21 protein-coding genes and 1 tRNA gene are annotated in these 14,437 nt (G+C 65.6%); 15 read left to right on the top strand and 7 right to left on the bottom strand.

The annotated features are described in order from the left end of the window. Window positions 1–8 precede the first annotated feature (8 nt). The 4 genes from bufB to B215_RS0104050 form a co-directional block, all read right to left on the bottom strand. Window positions 9–830, bottom strand: a complete 822-nt coding sequence (bufB, locus tag B215_RS0104035; RefSeq protein ID WP_019368343.1) for an MNIO family bufferin maturase — start codon at window positions 828–830, stop codon at window positions 9–11. A 58-nt stretch (window positions 831–888) separates the two neighbouring features. Next, window positions 889–1,149: a BufA2 family periplasmic bufferin-type metallophore gene (gene bufA2 / locus B215_RS0104040; protein WP_019368344.1), complete on the bottom strand. Its 261-nt coding sequence runs from the start codon at window positions 1,147–1,149 to the stop codon at window positions 889–891. Between the two features lie 74 nt (window positions 1,150–1,223). Then, window positions 1,224–1,892 (bottom strand): DUF1109 domain-containing protein, encoded by a 669-nt coding sequence (locus B215_RS0104045; RefSeq protein ID WP_019368345.1) that lies wholly within the window; start codon window positions 1,890–1,892, stop codon window positions 1,224–1,226. Then, entirely contained in the window at window positions 1,889–2,422 is a 534-nt protein-coding gene (locus B215_RS0104050) for a sigma-70 family RNA polymerase sigma factor (RefSeq protein ID WP_026008924.1), read from the bottom strand. The genes B215_RS0104045 and B215_RS0104050 overlap by 4 nt, the downstream gene beginning before the upstream one ends. Before the next feature lie 208 nt (window positions 2,423–2,630). Here B215_RS0104050 and B215_RS0104055 point away from each other — a divergent pair, with 208 nt between their 5' ends. Then, the gene (locus tag B215_RS0104055; RefSeq protein WP_019368347.1) at window positions 2,631–2,894 is read left to right on the top strand and encodes a BufA1 family periplasmic bufferin-type metallophore; all 264 of its coding nucleotides are present in this window, start codon (window positions 2,631–2,633) and stop codon (window positions 2,892–2,894) included. A gap of 57 nt (window positions 2,895–2,951) precedes the next feature. Continuing rightward, a complete protein-coding gene (locus B215_RS0104060) occupies window positions 2,952–3,413 on the top strand; it encodes a DoxX family protein (RefSeq protein ID WP_019368348.1) in 462 nt (153 codons plus the stop codon). 321 nt (window positions 3,414–3,734) lie between these two features. Here the strand turns inward: B215_RS0104060 and B215_RS0104065 are convergent. From B215_RS0104065 to dapB, 3 genes are all read right to left on the bottom strand, one after another. Further along, window positions 3,735–3,811, bottom strand: a tRNA-Arg gene (locus tag B215_RS0104065). Window positions 3,812–3,890: 79 nt separating this feature from the next. Beyond that, window positions 3,891–4,544: an endonuclease III gene (gene nth / locus B215_RS0104070; RefSeq protein WP_019368349.1), complete on the bottom strand. Its 654-nt coding sequence runs from the start codon at window positions 4,542–4,544 to the stop codon at window positions 3,891–3,893. After that, complete coding sequence (gene dapB / locus B215_RS0104075; protein WP_019368350.1) at window positions 4,541–5,269, bottom strand: 4-hydroxy-tetrahydrodipicolinate reductase; 729 nt, start codon at window positions 5,267–5,269, stop codon at window positions 4,541–4,543. Before dapB ends, nth begins: the two co-directional genes overlap by 4 nt. Window positions 5,270–5,441: 172 nt before the next feature. Between dapB and B215_RS0104080 the strand changes: the two genes are divergently transcribed. The 13 genes from B215_RS0104080 (at window position 5,442) to ybeY (ending at window position 14,434) form a co-directional block, all read left to right on the top strand. Then, the gene (locus B215_RS0104080; protein WP_019368351.1) at window positions 5,442–6,149 is read left to right on the top strand and encodes an NAD-dependent deacylase; all 708 of its coding nucleotides are present in this window, start codon (window positions 5,442–5,444) and stop codon (window positions 6,147–6,149) included. 67 nt (window positions 6,150–6,216) lie between these two features. Next, window positions 6,217–6,792: a NifU family protein gene (locus tag B215_RS0104085; protein WP_019368352.1), complete on the top strand. Its 576-nt coding sequence runs from the start codon at window positions 6,217–6,219 to the stop codon at window positions 6,790–6,792. Between the two features lie 49 nt (window positions 6,793–6,841). Then, complete coding sequence (locus B215_RS0104090) at window positions 6,842–7,435, top strand: malonic semialdehyde reductase (RefSeq protein WP_019368353.1); 594 nt, start codon at window positions 6,842–6,844, stop codon at window positions 7,433–7,435. Window positions 7,436–7,467: 32 nt separating this feature from the next. After that, window positions 7,468–8,112, top strand: coding sequence for a tRNA (adenosine(37)-N6)-threonylcarbamoyltransferase complex dimerization subunit type 1 TsaB (gene tsaB / locus B215_RS0104095; RefSeq protein WP_019368354.1), 645 nt, complete (start codon window positions 7,468–7,470; stop codon window positions 8,110–8,112). Window positions 8,113–8,114: 2 nt separating this feature from the next. Next, window positions 8,115–8,585, top strand: coding sequence for a GNAT family N-acetyltransferase (locus tag B215_RS0104100; RefSeq protein ID WP_019368355.1), 471 nt, complete (start codon window positions 8,115–8,117; stop codon window positions 8,583–8,585). 112 nt (window positions 8,586–8,697) lie between these two features. Continuing rightward, window positions 8,698–9,114 carry a MucR family transcriptional regulator gene (locus B215_RS0104105; RefSeq protein ID WP_019368356.1) on the top strand — a complete coding sequence of 139 codons (417 nt, stop codon included), beginning with the start codon at window positions 8,698–8,700 and terminating at the stop codon, window positions 9,112–9,114. Window positions 9,115–9,250: 136 nt separating this feature from the next. Beyond that, window positions 9,251–9,673: a Fur family transcriptional regulator gene (locus tag B215_RS0104110; protein WP_026008925.1), complete on the top strand. Its 423-nt coding sequence runs from the start codon at window positions 9,251–9,253 to the stop codon at window positions 9,671–9,673. After that, on the top strand, window positions 9,651–10,544 hold the full coding sequence (locus tag B215_RS19550) for a lysophospholipid acyltransferase family protein (RefSeq protein ID WP_019368358.1): 894 nt from the start codon (window positions 9,651–9,653) through the stop codon (window positions 10,542–10,544). Before B215_RS0104110 ends, B215_RS19550 begins: the two co-directional genes overlap by 23 nt. Window positions 10,545–10,721: 177 nt before the next feature. After that, complete coding sequence (miaB, locus tag B215_RS0104120; protein ID WP_019368359.1) at window positions 10,722–12,032, top strand: tRNA (N6-isopentenyl adenosine(37)-C2)-methylthiotransferase MiaB; 1,311 nt, start codon at window positions 10,722–10,724, stop codon at window positions 12,030–12,032. Between the two features lie 199 nt (window positions 12,033–12,231). Beyond that, complete coding sequence (locus B215_RS0104125) at window positions 12,232–13,236, top strand: PhoH family protein (RefSeq protein ID WP_019368360.1); 1,005 nt, start codon at window positions 12,232–12,234, stop codon at window positions 13,234–13,236. 51 nt (window positions 13,237–13,287) lie between these two features. Further along, entirely contained in the window at window positions 13,288–13,536 is a 249-nt protein-coding gene (locus tag B215_RS0104130) for a type II toxin-antitoxin system VapB family antitoxin (protein WP_019368361.1), read from the top strand. Beyond that, window positions 13,533–13,925: a type II toxin-antitoxin system VapC family toxin gene (locus B215_RS0104135; protein ID WP_019368362.1), complete on the top strand. Its 393-nt coding sequence runs from the start codon at window positions 13,533–13,535 to the stop codon at window positions 13,923–13,925. The genes B215_RS0104130 and B215_RS0104135 overlap by 4 nt, the downstream gene beginning before the upstream one ends. Next, window positions 13,925–14,434, top strand: coding sequence for an rRNA maturation RNase YbeY (gene ybeY / locus B215_RS0104140; protein ID WP_019368363.1), 510 nt, complete (start codon window positions 13,925–13,927; stop codon window positions 14,432–14,434). Before B215_RS0104135 ends, ybeY begins: the two co-directional genes overlap by 1 nt. Window positions 14,435–14,437: the final 3 nt, after the last annotated feature.

Consider the following 14,437-nt stretch of genomic DNA (forward strand, 5'->3'; position numbering starts at 1 on the left):
CGCGAGTTTCATGCCGCGATTTCAAACGCTGCGATCGCGCGCGCCTTGCCCAGTTCCCCCAACAGTTCGGCCAGCGGTGGAATAGCGTCGTCCCGCTCGATCATCGTTGCGACGGGCCCCAGCCGCGCCAAGGCCGCAGCGTAGAGCGCCCATACCGGGTGCGGCACCGGCCGGTCATGGGTGTCGATCAGCAGTGTTTCCCCCTGGCTGTGCCCGGCCAAGTGGATCTGCCGCACCCGCTCCGCCGGAATGCCGGCGAGATAGGCATGGGCATCGAAGCCGTGGTTGGTTGCGCTGACGAACACATTGTTCACATCGAGCAGGAGATCGCAGCCCGTGCGTGCGCACAGCGCCTCCAGAAACTCCCATTCGGTCATCGCCGCACCATCGAAGGTGACATAGCTCGACGGGTTTTCGATCAGCATCGTCCGGCCGAGCGCCTCCTGCGCTGCGTCCACGTTCGCGCACACGGTGCGGAGCGCTTCTTCCGTATAGGGGAGCGGCAGCAGATCGTGTGACTGGAACCCGCCGAAGCGCGTCCAGCAGAGATGATCGGAAACGAACAGCGGATCGATGGCGTCGACCAGCGCGCGAAGCTCGGCGAGATAGGTTCGGTCGAGCCCATCGGCCGAGCCGAGCGACATCGACACGCCGTGCAGCGCCACGGGGTAGCGTGCCCGCATCCTGTGCAGAATGTCGCGCGGGCGGCCGCCGGGTACCATGAAGTTTTCGGAGATCACCTCGACGAAATCGACCGGGACCGCGCGATCGAGAAAATCGACATAATGCGGCTTGCGGAGCCCTAGGCCGAAGCGGTTCTGGTCCATCATCCTTTTGATCCCGGCACAATGGCGCGGCCCGGCCGCCTTGGCCGGGCCGCCGCCCGCATCACTTCTTTTCGGTCAGGCTGCCGCCCTGGGCCTTGCAGGCTTTGGCGGTGATGGCCTTGAAGCCCTGGCCTTTGCAGCTGTTCTGGCCCTTGCACTCGTTCTGCGCAGTCTTGCAGTCCGACGTGCCCTTGCAGCTGTTGATGCCATAGCAATGGACGACCTTCTCGGCCGAGGCGGCGGGGGCGGCAACGCTGGCGCTGGACAGCGCGACAAGGGCGGCGGTCGCAGCGATGCTGGCGCCGGTCTGGATGGTGATCATATGGTGGCTCCCTGAGATCGGTTGGTGCCGGTTCGGCCCCCTTCCTACGCAGTGCCGGACGCGCCGGTTACAGCTCACCACCGCAGGACGCGCGGACCCAGCACCGCGCCCAATCCGGCGGCCAGCAGGATACCGATGCTGTACCAGGTCAGGACGAACACAGCGGCGAACTCGTCGCAATGCAGGCAATAGATGGTCGCTGCCCAGGCGCCCGCGGCCAGCCCCGCAGCGGCGCCGGCCGCGCGCAGATCCGTCGGCGCCAGCTTGCGGAACGACCAGAGCAGTCCGAGGAAGATAGGAATCGCCAGCAACAGCACGCGCCAGGGGCATTCGGCCCAGCTGCCGCCGAGCCACATCGACAGCCAGTCGCGCATCGGCGTTCGCGACAGCTCCTCGACGCCGAGTGCTCCCAGCAGCAGGATCGGCACCGCGAGCGGCCAGAGCGGGCGGAACGATCCTGCGGTGGGCCGCGCCAGCCGAACCGTCGCGGCGACCGCCACCAGCCCGAGCGAGATCGTGTAGGCCCACTTCATCCAGAAGGCGAAGCCGAACATCGCCTGGGGCAGATCCGGCCGCGCGCCGAACAACGCGAAGACGAGGCCCAGGCTCACCACGCCGCCGCCGGCGGTGCCCAGCGCGATCCGACGCCCGATGAACCGTGGCGGCACCGGCGGTACATGGGCGGCGAGCGACGCGATCAGGCGCTCGGTGCCGCTGTCCGTTTCCACGCCGGGTGGCATCATTCCTGCCCCCGCAGTCGCGCGGCCAGTGCCTTCAATCCGCGGTGCACCGAAACCTTGACGTCAGACTGGCCGATGCCGGCGCTTTCGGCCGCTTCGGAGACGCTCAGGCCCTCCAGCTGGGTGTCGCGAATTGCCCGCGCCTGCTTGCTCGATAGGCCGGATAGCAGCCGATCGATATCCATGCGCGCCGCCACCGCGTCTTCGAATCCTTCCGCCACCAGAATATCTTCGACACTCTCGATGGGCACGACAACCCGGCGCCGACGGAGCTGGTCGATGAGGCGATACCGCGCCACGGCGTAGAGCCATGCGGTGAACGGCCGATCCCGATCATAGGTGCCGCGTTTCGTGTGTATTGCAATCAGCGTTTCCTGCACCAGGTCCTCGATATCCTCGTCGCCGCGCATGCGGCGACGGAAAAAGCTGCGGAGCAGCGGCACCAGCGCGCGCAGCAATGCCGCATGTGCCGTGGCATCGCCGTCCAGTCCCGCCGTCATCCACGCTCGTAGCTCTGCTTCGCTGTGCCGCATTCCCACTCCCCGCCGGAGCGATACGCAAGGGGCGTGCGACAGGTTACAACGATGGCTGACGAGCGCCAGAACGCCGGCTGTAACCGGCCGCGCGGGCATTGCGTACAGCGGCAGGTGGCCCGGCGTCCTCGCAATTTCCGGGGCCACTGCGCGGCGGCTCTCCTTCCTGGATCGCTGCAGCGCGCGAGGTCCGTGCAAGGAGCTATCGATGATTAAGACGTCCGCCGCCTTGGCCGCTTCCGTCGCGCTCGGCATTGCCGGCGCCGCTGCGCAAGCACAGCAGCCCAAGATGGAGAAATGCTACGGCGTTGCGCTGGCCGGCAAGAACGACTGCAAGGCAGGCGCCGGCACCAGCTGCGCGGGCACCTCGACCCGCAATTATCAGGGCAATGCCTGGAAGCTGGTAAAAGCCGGCACCTGCACCTCGATCAAGACGCCCAAGGGTAACGGATCGCTCACCCCCAAGGCGTGACGCCCGCGCCCGGCCTCCCCCTGGGCCGGGCGTCTTTTCCCTGTTTCGGAGCCCGCCATGCGATCCGTCGCCAATCTCTACATGCACGCCGGCGGCATCGCCGCGCGCCTGTTGCCGCCATCGCTGCTGCTGCTGGTCGCGCGCCTCGGCGTTGCTTCCATCTTTTTCCTGTCGGGGCGCACCAAGGTGGAAGGCGGGCTGACGATCACCGATTCCACCCTGGAGCTTTTCGGCACCGACTATGCGCTGCCGCTCGTTCCGCCCTGGATCGCGGCGCATGTGGCGACCTATTCGGAACATTTCTTCCCCATCCTCCTCGTGCTGGGACTGTTCGCCAGGCCTGCGGCGCTGGCGCTGCTGGGCATGACGCTGGTGATCCAGCTCTTCGTCTACCCCGATGCCTGGCCGACGCATCTCAGCTGGGCCGGCCTGCTCCTCCCCGTAATCGCCGCCGGGCCTGGCGCCTGGTCGCTGGACCGCCTGCTGGGTCTCGAAGCCGCGCCGGTTCCACGACGCTAAAGCGATGCGCCGTGGTTCGTGCAGGCAAGTGTCCGTCGCTCAGCCCGTTTGCGCTCAGGGCCTCAACACGAGCGACCACCAAGGCGGACCACAAGGTCGACCCGCGCGTTGTAGGTGGGGCAGGATAGAATAGAGATACGGCCCGCCCGGACGGAGTCCCGTACGCAGACGGCGGGCATTGCCACGTCCTGCAGCCTGATCTCCGCTCCTGCAGGCCGCAGACTCCGGGCGACGGTGTCAAACAACGCGCGCGGCGAGCCGCATCCCCGGGACGATGCGCGCCACCCGGGGCGCCGCTGTTCTGAACACGATTCAAGAAGCTGGCGCACCCGACAGGATTCGAACCTGTGGCCTCTGCCTTCGGAGGGCAGCGCTCTATCCAGCTGAGCTACGGGTGCGTGGGGGGATCGCCTAGCAAAGCAATTCGGGGAAGGCCAGCCCGTTTCGGCAGGCGGCGCGTTTCCGGTGCAGGAAAGCTTATGCCGCCTTGCGCCCCGGCGGTGGGGTTTTCGCTTTGAAGGCGCAAAGATCGGTGACGGGGCAGCGCCAGCATTCGGGCGTTCGTGCCTTACAAACATAGCGGCCGTGCAGGATCAGCCAGTGGTGCGCGTGCATGCGAAAGGGCTGGGGTACCGCTTTTTCCAGTTTCAGCTCCACCGCCAGCGGAGTCTTGCCGGGGGCGAGTCCGGTACGGTTGCAGACGCGGAACAGGTGCGTATCGACGGCGAAGGTCTCTGCGCCGAACGCCACGTTCATCACCACGTTCGCGGTCTTGCGGCCGACGCCCGGTAGCTGTTCCAGCGCGTCGCGATCGGCGGGGACCTCGCCGTTATGGTCGCGGATCAGCGCTTCAGAGAGCGCGATGACGTTTTTGGCCTTGGTGTTGAACAGGCCAATCGTCTTGATGTACTCCTTCAACCCTGCCTCGCCGAGCGCCACCATTTTCTCGGGCGTGTCGACCTGCGCAAAGAGCGCGCGCGTCGCCTTGTTGACGCCAGCATCGGTTGCCTGGGCGGAGAGCACCACCGCCACCAGCAGCGTAAAGGTGTTGACGGATTCGAGCTCCGTCTCCGGGTGCGGATTGTCCGCCGCCAGCCGCGCGAAGAACTCGACGACCGCTGCCTTCTTCACACGCCGAGTACCTGATCCATCGTGTAGCGGCCCGGCTCTCGGCCGGCGAGCCAGAGCGCGGCGCGGATCGCGCCCTTGGCGAAGATCGCGCGATCGTCGGCGCGGTGGATCAGTTCGATTCGCTCGCCGTCGCTGGCGAAGACGACACTATGGTCGCCGATCACCGATCCGCCGCGCAGGCTGGCCATGCCGATCGTGCCGGCGGCACGGGGGCCAGTGAGGCCGGCACGGTCGCTGACGCCTGCTTCGGCCAGCGTGGTTCCCATTGCCTCCGCCGCGGCCGCACCGAGCATCAGCGCGGTGCCGGAGGGGGCATCGGCCTTGTTGCGATGGTGCATCTCGACGATCTCGATGTCCCAATCCTGGCCGAGCCGGCGGGCCGCTTCCTGCACCAGACGCGAGAGCAGGCCGATGCCGAGCGAGGTGTTGCCGGTCTGCAGCACGGCGATCTCGGCAGCGGCGGCATCGATCATGCGGTGGTGGCGCTCGGCAAGGCCGGTGGTGCCGATCACGATCGGGGTACGTGCAGCGCGGGCGGCAGCGAGATTCGCCTCGAGCGCGGCCGGCGCCGAGAAGTCGACGATCACATCGGCCTTGCGTGCCAGCGCGGCGGGATCGTCGCCCACGTCCACGCCGCCCGCCGCCTGCGCGCCGAATTCGGGAAGGGCGGCGCTGATCGCCTGGCCCATCCGCCCCATGCTGCCGAAGATGCCGATACTCGTCATGGGCCGCGCTGTTGCACGATCCCGTAGCGGAACGACAGAGGCTATTTTTACGGATCCTTCGCCTTTTTCTTGTGCGGCCCGCCGTGCATGGATGCGCGGGCCAGCGCAGATTGAGCATATCCGGCAATGCGGCGTTGATCCGCTAGCCGCTTCGGGGCGAAGGGGAGAAACCATGCCGAACACGCGCAACATCGTCGTCCTAACGGGTGCCGGCATCTCGGCAGAAAGCGGCGTCGCCACCTTCCGCGGCCCGGGTGGACTGTGGGAGGGGCATCGGGTGGAGGATGTCTGCACGCCAGAGGCGCTGGCGCGGGATCCGGCGCTGGTGCATCGCTTCTATGATTTGCGGCGCGAAGCGCTGGCGGGGGTGCAGCCCAATGCCGCGCACCAGGCGCTGGCACGGCTCGATGCTGCCTGGCCGGGCGAGCTGCTGATCGTGACCCAAAATGTCGACGATCTGCACGAGCGCGCCGGCGCGACCCGGCTGCTGCACATGCACGGCGAACTTCTGTCTGCCCTGTGCGCTGCGTGCGGCATTCGCGAGCGCTGGACCGACGCGCTCCCCCCCGAAAGCGAATGCCCCCATTGCGGGATGCTCGCCCTGCGCCCCGACATCGTGTTCTTCGGCGAAATGCCGTATCAGATGGAGCGGATCGAAGCGGCGCTCGCAGAGGCTGACTTGTTCGTCTCCATCGGTACCTCGGGTGCGGTTTATCCGGCGGCGGGCTTCGTGCGCACCGCACGGCATTATGGTGCTGAGACGCTGGAGATGAACCTGGAGCCGTCGGGCGGCAGCCACTGGTTCGACGAAAGCCGGATGGGGCCGGCCGGCGTGCTGGTGCCCCAATGGGTGGAAGCGGTGCTCGCCGGCGCCGGATAGCGCATCTTTGGCTGGGCATATCAGGGTGCAGCTTGATCCTGCGGCACCTTCGTCCCATGTGAGCGCCATGCTGATCGAGACCGAACTCACCCCCAATCCTGCCACGCTCAAGTTCCTGCCCGGCCGGGCGGTGATGGAGGTCGGCACGCGCGACTTCGCAAGCCCGGAAGAAGCGGAGGCTTCGCCGCTTGCAGATGCGCTGTTCGGCCTGGGCGACGTCACCGGGGTATTTTTCGGCCGCGACTTCATCTCGGTGACGGCGGCGCCCGGCGTCGATTGGGCGGGGCTGAAGCCCGACGTGCTCGGCATCCTGCTCGATCATTTCTCCGCGAACATGCCGCTGTTCGCGCAGGGCTCCGCCGCCGGATTCAGTGTCCCGCCGGAAAGCGCCGACTTCGGGGACAATCCGGAGGATGCCGATATCGTTACCCAGATCCGCGAACTGATCGATACCCGGATCCGCCCGGCCGTAGCCAACGACGGCGGCGACATCATCTATCGCGGTTTCGACCAGGGCAAAGTCTATCTGCAGATGCAGGGCGCGTGCGCCGGCTGCCCTTCTTCCACCGCGACGCTGAAGAACGGTATCGAGCAGCTGCTGAAATACTATGTTCCCGAAGTGACCGAGGTGCGCGCCGTCTGAGCGCCGCTCCCTCCGTTTCCTGCTTTCCCGAATCAAGGATCCGTACGCCATGGGCCAGCCGCTCGACGACGCCGCGCTCGACACCATCTTCCGCACTGCGCGCACGTATAACGGCTATACCGATGCACCGGTGACCGAGGCGGATGTCGCGCGCATCTACGATCTGCTGAAGATGGGACCCACCTCCGTCAACCAACAGTCCGCCCGTTTCGTCTGGCTGCTGAGCCAGCCCGCGAAGGACAAGCTGGCCGGTTTCGCAAGCGGCAGCAATGCCGAAAAGATCCGCAAGGCTCCCGCCAGCGTGATCATCGCCTATGACATGAATTTCCACGATCATCTGATCGACTTCTTCCCGCACGCGCCCGAGGCGAAGAACTGGTTCCCCACGGAAGCAGGTCGTCGCGAACAGGCTTTCCGCAATTCGTCGCTCCAGGGCGCCTATTTCATCATTGCGGCGCGGGCGCTCGGCTTCGATACCGGGCCGATGTCGGGCTTCGACAATGCCAAGGTGGACGAGGCCTTTTTCGCCGACCAGCCTGGCGTGAAGTCGAACTTCATCTCGACATTGGGCGTGGGCGATCCGTCGACATTGCATGATCGGTCGCCGCGCCCCGGCTTTGATCGCTTCAACCGGGTGATTTGACCTTTTGCGGTACTTCTGGCTAGCGCGGGGCAATGGCTGAAGCCCCGCGACTGCTCATCCTCGAAACCGCCACGGCCGCCTGTTCGGTGGCATTGCTGGTGGATGGTGCCGTGCTCGCCGAACGGCATGAAGTGGTCGGCCGCGGGCACGCCGAACGGCTGATCCCGATGATCGCCGAACTGCCCGGCGGCGGGCGCGCCGATGCGATTCTGGTCGATGTCGGCCCCGGCAGCTTCACCGGTGTGCGCGTTGGCCTAGCCGCGGCGCGCGGCCTGGCGATCGGCTGGGGCGTGCCGGTCCGGGGATATTCGTCGCTTGCACTGATCGCCGCCGCCGCCTTTGCCGAAGATGCCCAGCTGGATCGTTTGGCGGTGGTTCTGGAAGGCGGTCATGGCGAAGTGTTCGTCCAGCATTTCAGCGCCGATCCGCTGATGGAGACCGGGCCGCTCGCGTCGATGCTTCCGCAAGCGGCGCTGCAGGGGCTGGACGGTCGGCCGGCGATCGGCAGCGGCACCCGGCGCCTTGCTGCGCTGGCGGAAGGGCTGGACCTGCGCGAGGCCTTGCCGCGTGCCGCCGATGCGGTGCTGCTGCCAGCCGATTTCGCGGCACTTGCACCGCGGCCTCTGTACGGGCGGGCGCCGGACGCGAAAACGCTGGCGGAGCGCGGACTGGCATGAATATGAAAGCGTCGCTCATCGAGTTGCGCGAAGGCGGGACGCAGGATCTCGCCGCGGTCGGTCGCATCATGCACGCGGCCTTCGATCCGCAATATGGCGAGGCATGGACCTCCGCCCAGTGCATGGGCATGCTGGCGCTTTCCGGTGTCTGGCTGACGATCGCCAGTGTCGACGGCAAGGATTGCGGCTTCGCGATGGCGCGGGCGATGCTCGACGAGGCCGAACTGCTGCTGTTGGCGACGCACCCGGATTCGCGCGGTCGCGGCATCGGCGGCGCCTTGCTGCGCGCGGTCATTGCCGAAGCGCGCAATCGTCGTGCCGTGAAATTGCATCTGGAGGTGCGAGCCGGCAATGATGCGATGCAGCTTTATCATCGCGAGGGCTTTGGCAAGGTTGGTGAAAGGCGCGGCTATTATCGTGGAACTACCGGCCAATCTTTCGATGCTCTCACATTGGCACGATCGCTACGATAAAAATTTGCTGGACTTGCGACTTCATCTCTTGCCATTCGTTCGGCGTGGCACGATAGGGCGTATCAGGTGACACAGTTGATAGTCGCCATCAAAACGGGTCGAAAGGAATATCATGGAAGCTTCATCTGAGATTCACGAAACGCTTATTGCACTGACCGCCGATATTGTTGCTGCGCATGTCAGCAATAACAGCGTCGCGGTTTCGGATCTTCCGCAGCTTATCCAGAACGTTCACGGCGCGCTGACCGGCCTTGGCACGGTGCAGCCCGAGCCGGAAGTGAAGCAGGAGCCCGCGGTTTCGGTGCGCGCGTCTGTCAAGCCGGACTATATCGTCTGTCTCGAAGACGGTAAGAAGCTGAAGATGCTGAAGCGTCACCTGATGACGCACTATCAGATGACGCCGGAGCAGTACCGCGCCAAGTGGAACCTGCCCGCCGATTATCCGATGGTCGCGCCGAACTATGCCGAGCAGCGCCGCAGCCTGGCGAAGAAGATCGGCCTCGGCACCAAGCGTCGCAAGACGCGCTGATCGCTTCGATCCCCCAGGATCCGCAGTTGCGAGCGCCGGCGCGGGGAATGCTCCCGGGCCGGCGCTTTCGTCTCGGCCAATCCTTCAGGCAGAGACGGCTCTTTTCCCCGAGCGGTAATCGGGCTACATGAACGCCATGTCTCGCAAGATCGATCTCGAAGCGCTTTGCCACGAAAAAGGGCTGCGCATTACCGAACAGCGCAAGGTGATCGCCCGCGTCCTTTCCGACGCAGATGACCATCCCGACGTGGAAAAGGTCTATGAGCGCGCCGCCGCAATCGATCCGGGCATTTCGATCGCTACTGTCTACCGCACCGTGCGGCTGTTCGAGGAAGCGGGCATCCTCGATCGGCACGATTTCGGCGATGGCCGCGCCCGCTATGAGCCGGCGCCGGAAGCGCATCACGATCACCTGATCGATGTTGAAAGCGGCAAGGTGATCGAGTTTGTCGATCCCGAGTTGGAACTGCTGCAGAAGCAGATTGCCGAACGGCTCGGCTTCCGTCTGGTCGATCACCGCATGGAACTTTACGGGGTTGCGCTCGACCGCAAGAACTGAGCGCGCCCGGCGTCGCCGCGAAGAAGCCACCCAGGGGCTGCCGACGCGGCTGACCGGCGCGGAGCAGGCACGGCTGTGGTTCCGCGTGGCGCGGCTGGTGTTCGCGGTGCTGATCCATGTGCCGCTCCACTATCTTTTCCGCTTGGTTCGGCTGCCCTCGCCCTGGCCGCGGCTGTTTCTCGGCAGTGCTGCACGGATCGCCGGCGCCAAGGTCAAGCGTGTCGGCACGCCGCTGAAACGTGACGTTTTCTATATCTCCAACCATCTGAGCTGGATCGATATTCTCGCATTGGGCGGGGCGAGCGGCACAGCCTTCGTCGCCAAGGCGGAGATCGGCGCCTCGCCGCTGGTCGGCTGGCTCGCGGGGCTCAACCGCACCGTTTACGTGAAGCGTGAGAACCGCATGGGCGTGGCGGAACAGATCAACCAGTTGCGGGATGCACTGGCCGAAACCTGGGCCGTCACGATCTTTCCCGAAGGCACCACGACCGATGGCAAGTCGCTGCTGCCGTTCAAGACGCCGATGCTTCGCGTGCTGGAACCGCCGCCGCCCGGCGTGATGGTGCAGCCGGTGTTGCTCGATTACGGCGCAGCCGCCGAGGACATTGCCTGGATCGGTCAGGAGCGCGGGCTGAACAACGCTAGGCGGGTACTTGCGCGCAAGCAGCGTTTCCGGCTTCGCGTGCATTTCCTCGAGCCTTTCGATCCGCGCGACTTCCCGGGCCGCAAGGCGATCGCAGCGGAAAGCCGGCGGCGCATCGAAGAAGCGCTGGTGCGCACGCTGGGGCACCCGCTGCGGCCGTTTCGCTTCGCGGAGGATCCGATCGGGTACAAGGCGCCGGCTGATGGTGCGATCCATCGCTCCGCATAAGCGGTCATTCCGGCGAAAGCCCGAATCCATTCGCCTGTCGCTGCCAGCACGAGCCTGAACGGAGATCCCAATGGGTTCCGGCTTTCGCTGGGATGACGTGGATGGCGGTGGTGCTCCATCGCGGTAGCGCCCAAGGTCTGTTTTTCGCCGCCTTTCACGCGTATAGCCGCGCCGATCATGACCACCCCCAAGACCTATCACGTCAAGTCGTACGGCTGCCAGATGAACGTCTATGACGGCGAGCGCATGGGCGAGCTGATGGCCGCCCAGGGCCTCGTCGCCGCCGAAGCGGACCAGGCCGATCTCGTCGTCCTCAACACCTGTCATATTCGCGAGAAGGCGACCGAAAAGGTCTATTCGGAGATCGGGCGGCTGAAGTTGCGCGAAAGCGGCAAGCCAATGATCGCGGTGGCCGGCTGCGTCGCGCAGGCCGAGGGCGAGGAGATCGCCCGCCGCGCCAAGGTGGACGTGGTGGTCGGGCCGCAGGCTTATCATAACCTGCCTGACCTCGTCGCCAAGGCGGCCGAGGGCAAGCTCGGCCTCGACACCGACATGCCGATCGCGAGCAAGTTCGGAAAGCTGCCGGCGCGGCGTAAGGTGGGTGCGAGCGCGTTCCTTACCGTGCAGGAAGGCTGCGACAAGTTCTGCACCTATTGCGTGGTGCCCTATACCCGCGGCGCCGAGGTAAGCCGGCCCTATGCCGCGATTGTCGACGAGGCGAAGGCGCTGGTCGATGCCGGCGCGCGCGAGATCACGCTGCTTGGCCAGAACGTCAACGCGTGGGGCGATGACGACGGCCGCGGCCTGCACGACTTGATCGTCGCGCTCGACCGGATCGAGGGCTTGGCCCGCATCCGCTACACCACCAGCCACCCCAACGACATGGCCGAAGGACTGATCGAGGCGCACGGCCATGTGGCCAAGCTGATGCCGTTCCTGCATTTGCCGGTGCAGGCGGGCAGCGATCGCATCCTGAAAGCCATGAATCGCAGCCACACGCGCGATTCGTACCTGCGCATCATCGATCGGGTCCGCGCCGCGCGGTCCGATATTGCGCTGTCCGGCGACTTCATCGTTGCCTTTCCCGGCGAGACCGAAGCAGAGTTCGAGGAGACGCTGCAGCTGGTCGATGCCGTCGGCTATGCCCAGTGCTTCAGCTTCAAATATTCGCCGCGCCCGGGTACGCCGGCGGCAGAGCTGGTCGATCAGTATCTGCCTGCCGAAGTGGCCGACGAACGGCTCCAGCGGTTGCAGGCGGCGCTGGGCCGCCATTCGCAGGCGTTCAACGCGGCGAGCGTCGGCCGGCGCTGCGCAGTTCTGATCGAGCGGGTTGGGCGCCGTCCCGGCCAGATGATCGGCAAGTCTCCCTGGCTGCAATCTGTGCATCTGGAGACGAATGCCAAGATCGGCGACCTGATCGAGGTGGAGATCGTGAGCGCAGGGCCCAACTCGCTTGGTGGACGCGAACTGGGACCGCACGCCGGCTGAGCGGCGGCGGGGCGGCTGTCGCCCGCTTGTCACACCCGCGCGCTATCGGCAGGCAGACGCAGGTTGGGCTTGTGTCCGCCTGCGTTCGTCTGTCAATCTCGCCTTCGATCATGCGCCAAGGAACCTCCGCCCCTCGCCAAGGTTTGCCCCGCCGGGGCCGCATGCCTTTTCCGCACGCTCCCAGCATCGAAAGGACCGCATGAGCCGCAAGCCTGTCCCCGCCCAGCCCGGTCAACGCTCTCGGGTAGAGGTAAATTTCGACAAGCCGCAGCTCCTGCCCCAGCTTTTCGGTGAGTTCGACGCCAATCTGCTGATGCTGGAAGAACGATTGGGTGTGTACATCCATGCGCGCGGCCAGCGGGTGGTGATCGAAGGCACTGCCGAGGCGGTGGCGCACGCCCGCGAAGTGCTGCAGGAGCTGCACAGCCGGGTTATCCGCGGCGAGGATGTCGATGGCGGGCTTATCGACGCGGTGGTCGCCATGTCGAGCGAGCCGATGTTCACCGGCATCGTCCGCGCGGAACCTGCGGGCAGCAGCGCGCCGCCCTCGATCATGATCCGGACGCGCAAGAAGACGATCGTGCCGCGCTCGGTGACGCAGACGCACTATATGCGCGAGCTGGCATCGAACGACCTGATCTTCGCGCTCGGCCCGGCGGGCACCGGCAAGACCTATCTCGCGGTCGCGCAGGCGGTGGCGCAGCTGATCAGCGGCAGCGTGCAGCGGCTGATCCTGTCGCGCCCGGCGGTGGAGGCAGGCGAGCGACTGGGCTTCCTGCCGGGCGACATGAAGGAGAAGGTCGATCCCTATCTCCGCCCGATTTACGACGCGCTCTACGACTGCCTGCCCGCCGAACAGGTGGAGCGGCGGATCGCGAGCGGCGAGATCGAGATTGCGCCAATCGCGTTCATGCGTGGCCGCACGCTCGCTGAGGCCTTCGTCATCCTCGACGAGGCGCAGAATACCACGCCGATGCAGATGAAGATGTTCCTCACCCGCTTCGGACAGGGCAGCCGGATGGTGATCTGCGGCGACCCGAAGCAGACCGACCTTCCCGGTGGCCCGGCCGCGTCGGGTCTGAACGACGCGGTCACCCGGCTGGAAGGCGTGGAGGGCATTTCGATGGTGCGTTTCGGCGTCGGCGATGTGGTGCGCCACCCGATCGTGGGCCGCATCGTCGCGGCCTATGAGGGGGAAGGTTGAAGTGCGGGATATCCCGTCCTACGTTCGGGATATCCCATTTGGAGACGCAGCGTGGCATCGCTCTACATCAAGGATAGCGAGACGACCGAGCGGGTCAGCCGTTTAGCTGCGCGGCTGGGCCTCTCCAAGACTGAGGCGGTTCGCCTTGCTGTGGAGGCGCTAGAGCAGCGCAGCGATGCCGACACGCTGCCGCGGGCGCGCGACTGGCTCGCGCAGTTCGACGCGCGCTTCCCCGTGCCCGAGGCGCGGGAAGCCCCTGCAGACAAAGCGTTCTTCGATTCGCTCTCCGGCGATCTGTGACGCTGTTCGTCGACGCATCCGCTGCCATCGCTATTCTGGGCGGCGAGCCGGAGCGCGAAATGATGCTGGCCCGGCTGTTGGACGAGGACGCGATCTGGTCGCCGGTTGCACGATGGGAAACGATCGTCGGACTTCACAAAGCCTACCGACTGACCCTGCCCGAGGCGACGCAGCGCACCTTCGCCTTTGCTGAGGATCTGCGCGTCCGTATGGTCGCGATCGGCGAGCAGGAAGCCGATCTGGCTCTCCGGAGTTATGCAGTCTACGGCAAGGGCGTGCACCCGGCCGCGCTCAACATGGGCGATTGCTTCGCCTATGCCTGCGCGGTCGCGAACAATGCCCGCTTGCTCTACAAAGGGAATGACTTTGTCCAGACGGACCTCGCCTGATGCTTGACGTTGCCGCTCTCCCTGAAGCACCCTGGCCGGAAGGCGACTGGGAAACGCTTGCGCTTCGCGCCGTCGAGGCGGCGATCGCGCAGACGCCCTATGCCGAATGGCGCGGCTGGCCCACCGCCGTCGAAGTCGCGGTGCGCTTCACCAGCGATGACGAAGTTCATACGCTCAACCGCCAGTATCGCGACAAGGACAAGCCAACCAACGTGCTGTCCTTCCCGATGATCCAGCCCGATCTGCTCGACGCCGTCACCCAGAACAGCGACGATGGCGAAGTATTGCTCGGCGATATCGTGCTGGCCCATGGCGTCTGTTCGGTCGAGGCGGCCGAGCGCAGTGTTGCAGTGGAAGATCATGCCACGCATCTCATTGTCCACGGCATGCTGCATCTGCTAGGCTATGACCATATGGGGGATGCCGAAGCGGAAGCCATGGAGGCGATGGAACAGGCTGCGATGGCCTCCCTGAACCTGCACGATCCCTATCCCGTACGCGAGGATTGAACA

It is taken from the genome of Sphingomonas sp. ATCC 31555 (genome assembly GCF_000282895.1).
Classification (GTDB): Bacteria; Pseudomonadota; Alphaproteobacteria; order Sphingomonadales; family Sphingomonadaceae; genus Sphingomonas.

Excerpts from the sequence above, each read along its gene's own strand:
- bufB (WP_019368343.1), bottom strand. The coding sequence starts at position 830 with ATGATGGACCAGAACCGCTTCGGCCTAGGGCTCCGCAAGCCGCATTAT.
- bufA2 (WP_019368344.1), bottom strand. The coding sequence starts at position 1,149 with ATGATCACCATCCAGACCGGCGCCAGCATCGCTGCGACCGCCGCCCTT.
- B215_RS0104045 (WP_019368345.1), bottom strand. The coding sequence starts at position 1,892 with ATGATGCCACCCGGCGTGGAAACGGACAGCGGCACCGAGCGCCTGATC.
- B215_RS0104050 (WP_026008924.1), bottom strand. The coding sequence starts at position 2,422 with ATGCGGCACAGCGAAGCAGAGCTACGAGCGTGGATGACGGCGGGACTG.
- B215_RS0104055 (WP_019368347.1), top strand. The coding sequence starts at position 2,631 with ATGATTAAGACGTCCGCCGCCTTGGCCGCTTCCGTCGCGCTCGGCATT.
- B215_RS0104060 (WP_019368348.1), top strand. The coding sequence starts at position 2,952 with ATGCGATCCGTCGCCAATCTCTACATGCACGCCGGCGGCATCGCCGCG.
- dapB (WP_019368350.1), bottom strand. The coding sequence starts at position 5,269 with ATGACGAGTATCGGCATCTTCGGCAGCATGGGGCGGATGGGCCAGGCG.
- B215_RS0104080 (WP_019368351.1), top strand. The coding sequence starts at position 5,442 with ATGCCGAACACGCGCAACATCGTCGTCCTAACGGGTGCCGGCATCTCG.
- B215_RS0104085 (WP_019368352.1), top strand. The coding sequence starts at position 6,217 with ATGCTGATCGAGACCGAACTCACCCCCAATCCTGCCACGCTCAAGTTC.
- B215_RS0104090 (WP_019368353.1), top strand. The coding sequence starts at position 6,842 with ATGGGCCAGCCGCTCGACGACGCCGCGCTCGACACCATCTTCCGCACT.
- tsaB (WP_019368354.1), top strand. The coding sequence starts at position 7,468 with ATGGCTGAAGCCCCGCGACTGCTCATCCTCGAAACCGCCACGGCCGCC.
- B215_RS0104100 (WP_019368355.1), top strand. The coding sequence starts at position 8,115 with ATGAAAGCGTCGCTCATCGAGTTGCGCGAAGGCGGGACGCAGGATCTC.
- B215_RS0104105 (WP_019368356.1), top strand. The coding sequence starts at position 8,698 with ATGGAAGCTTCATCTGAGATTCACGAAACGCTTATTGCACTGACCGCC.
- B215_RS0104110 (WP_026008925.1), top strand. The coding sequence starts at position 9,251 with ATGTCTCGCAAGATCGATCTCGAAGCGCTTTGCCACGAAAAAGGGCTG.
- miaB (WP_019368359.1), top strand. The coding sequence starts at position 10,722 with ATGACCACCCCCAAGACCTATCACGTCAAGTCGTACGGCTGCCAGATG.
- B215_RS0104125 (WP_019368360.1), top strand. The coding sequence starts at position 12,232 with ATGAGCCGCAAGCCTGTCCCCGCCCAGCCCGGTCAACGCTCTCGGGTA.
- ybeY (WP_019368363.1), top strand. The coding sequence starts at position 13,925 with ATGCTTGACGTTGCCGCTCTCCCTGAAGCACCCTGGCCGGAAGGCGAC.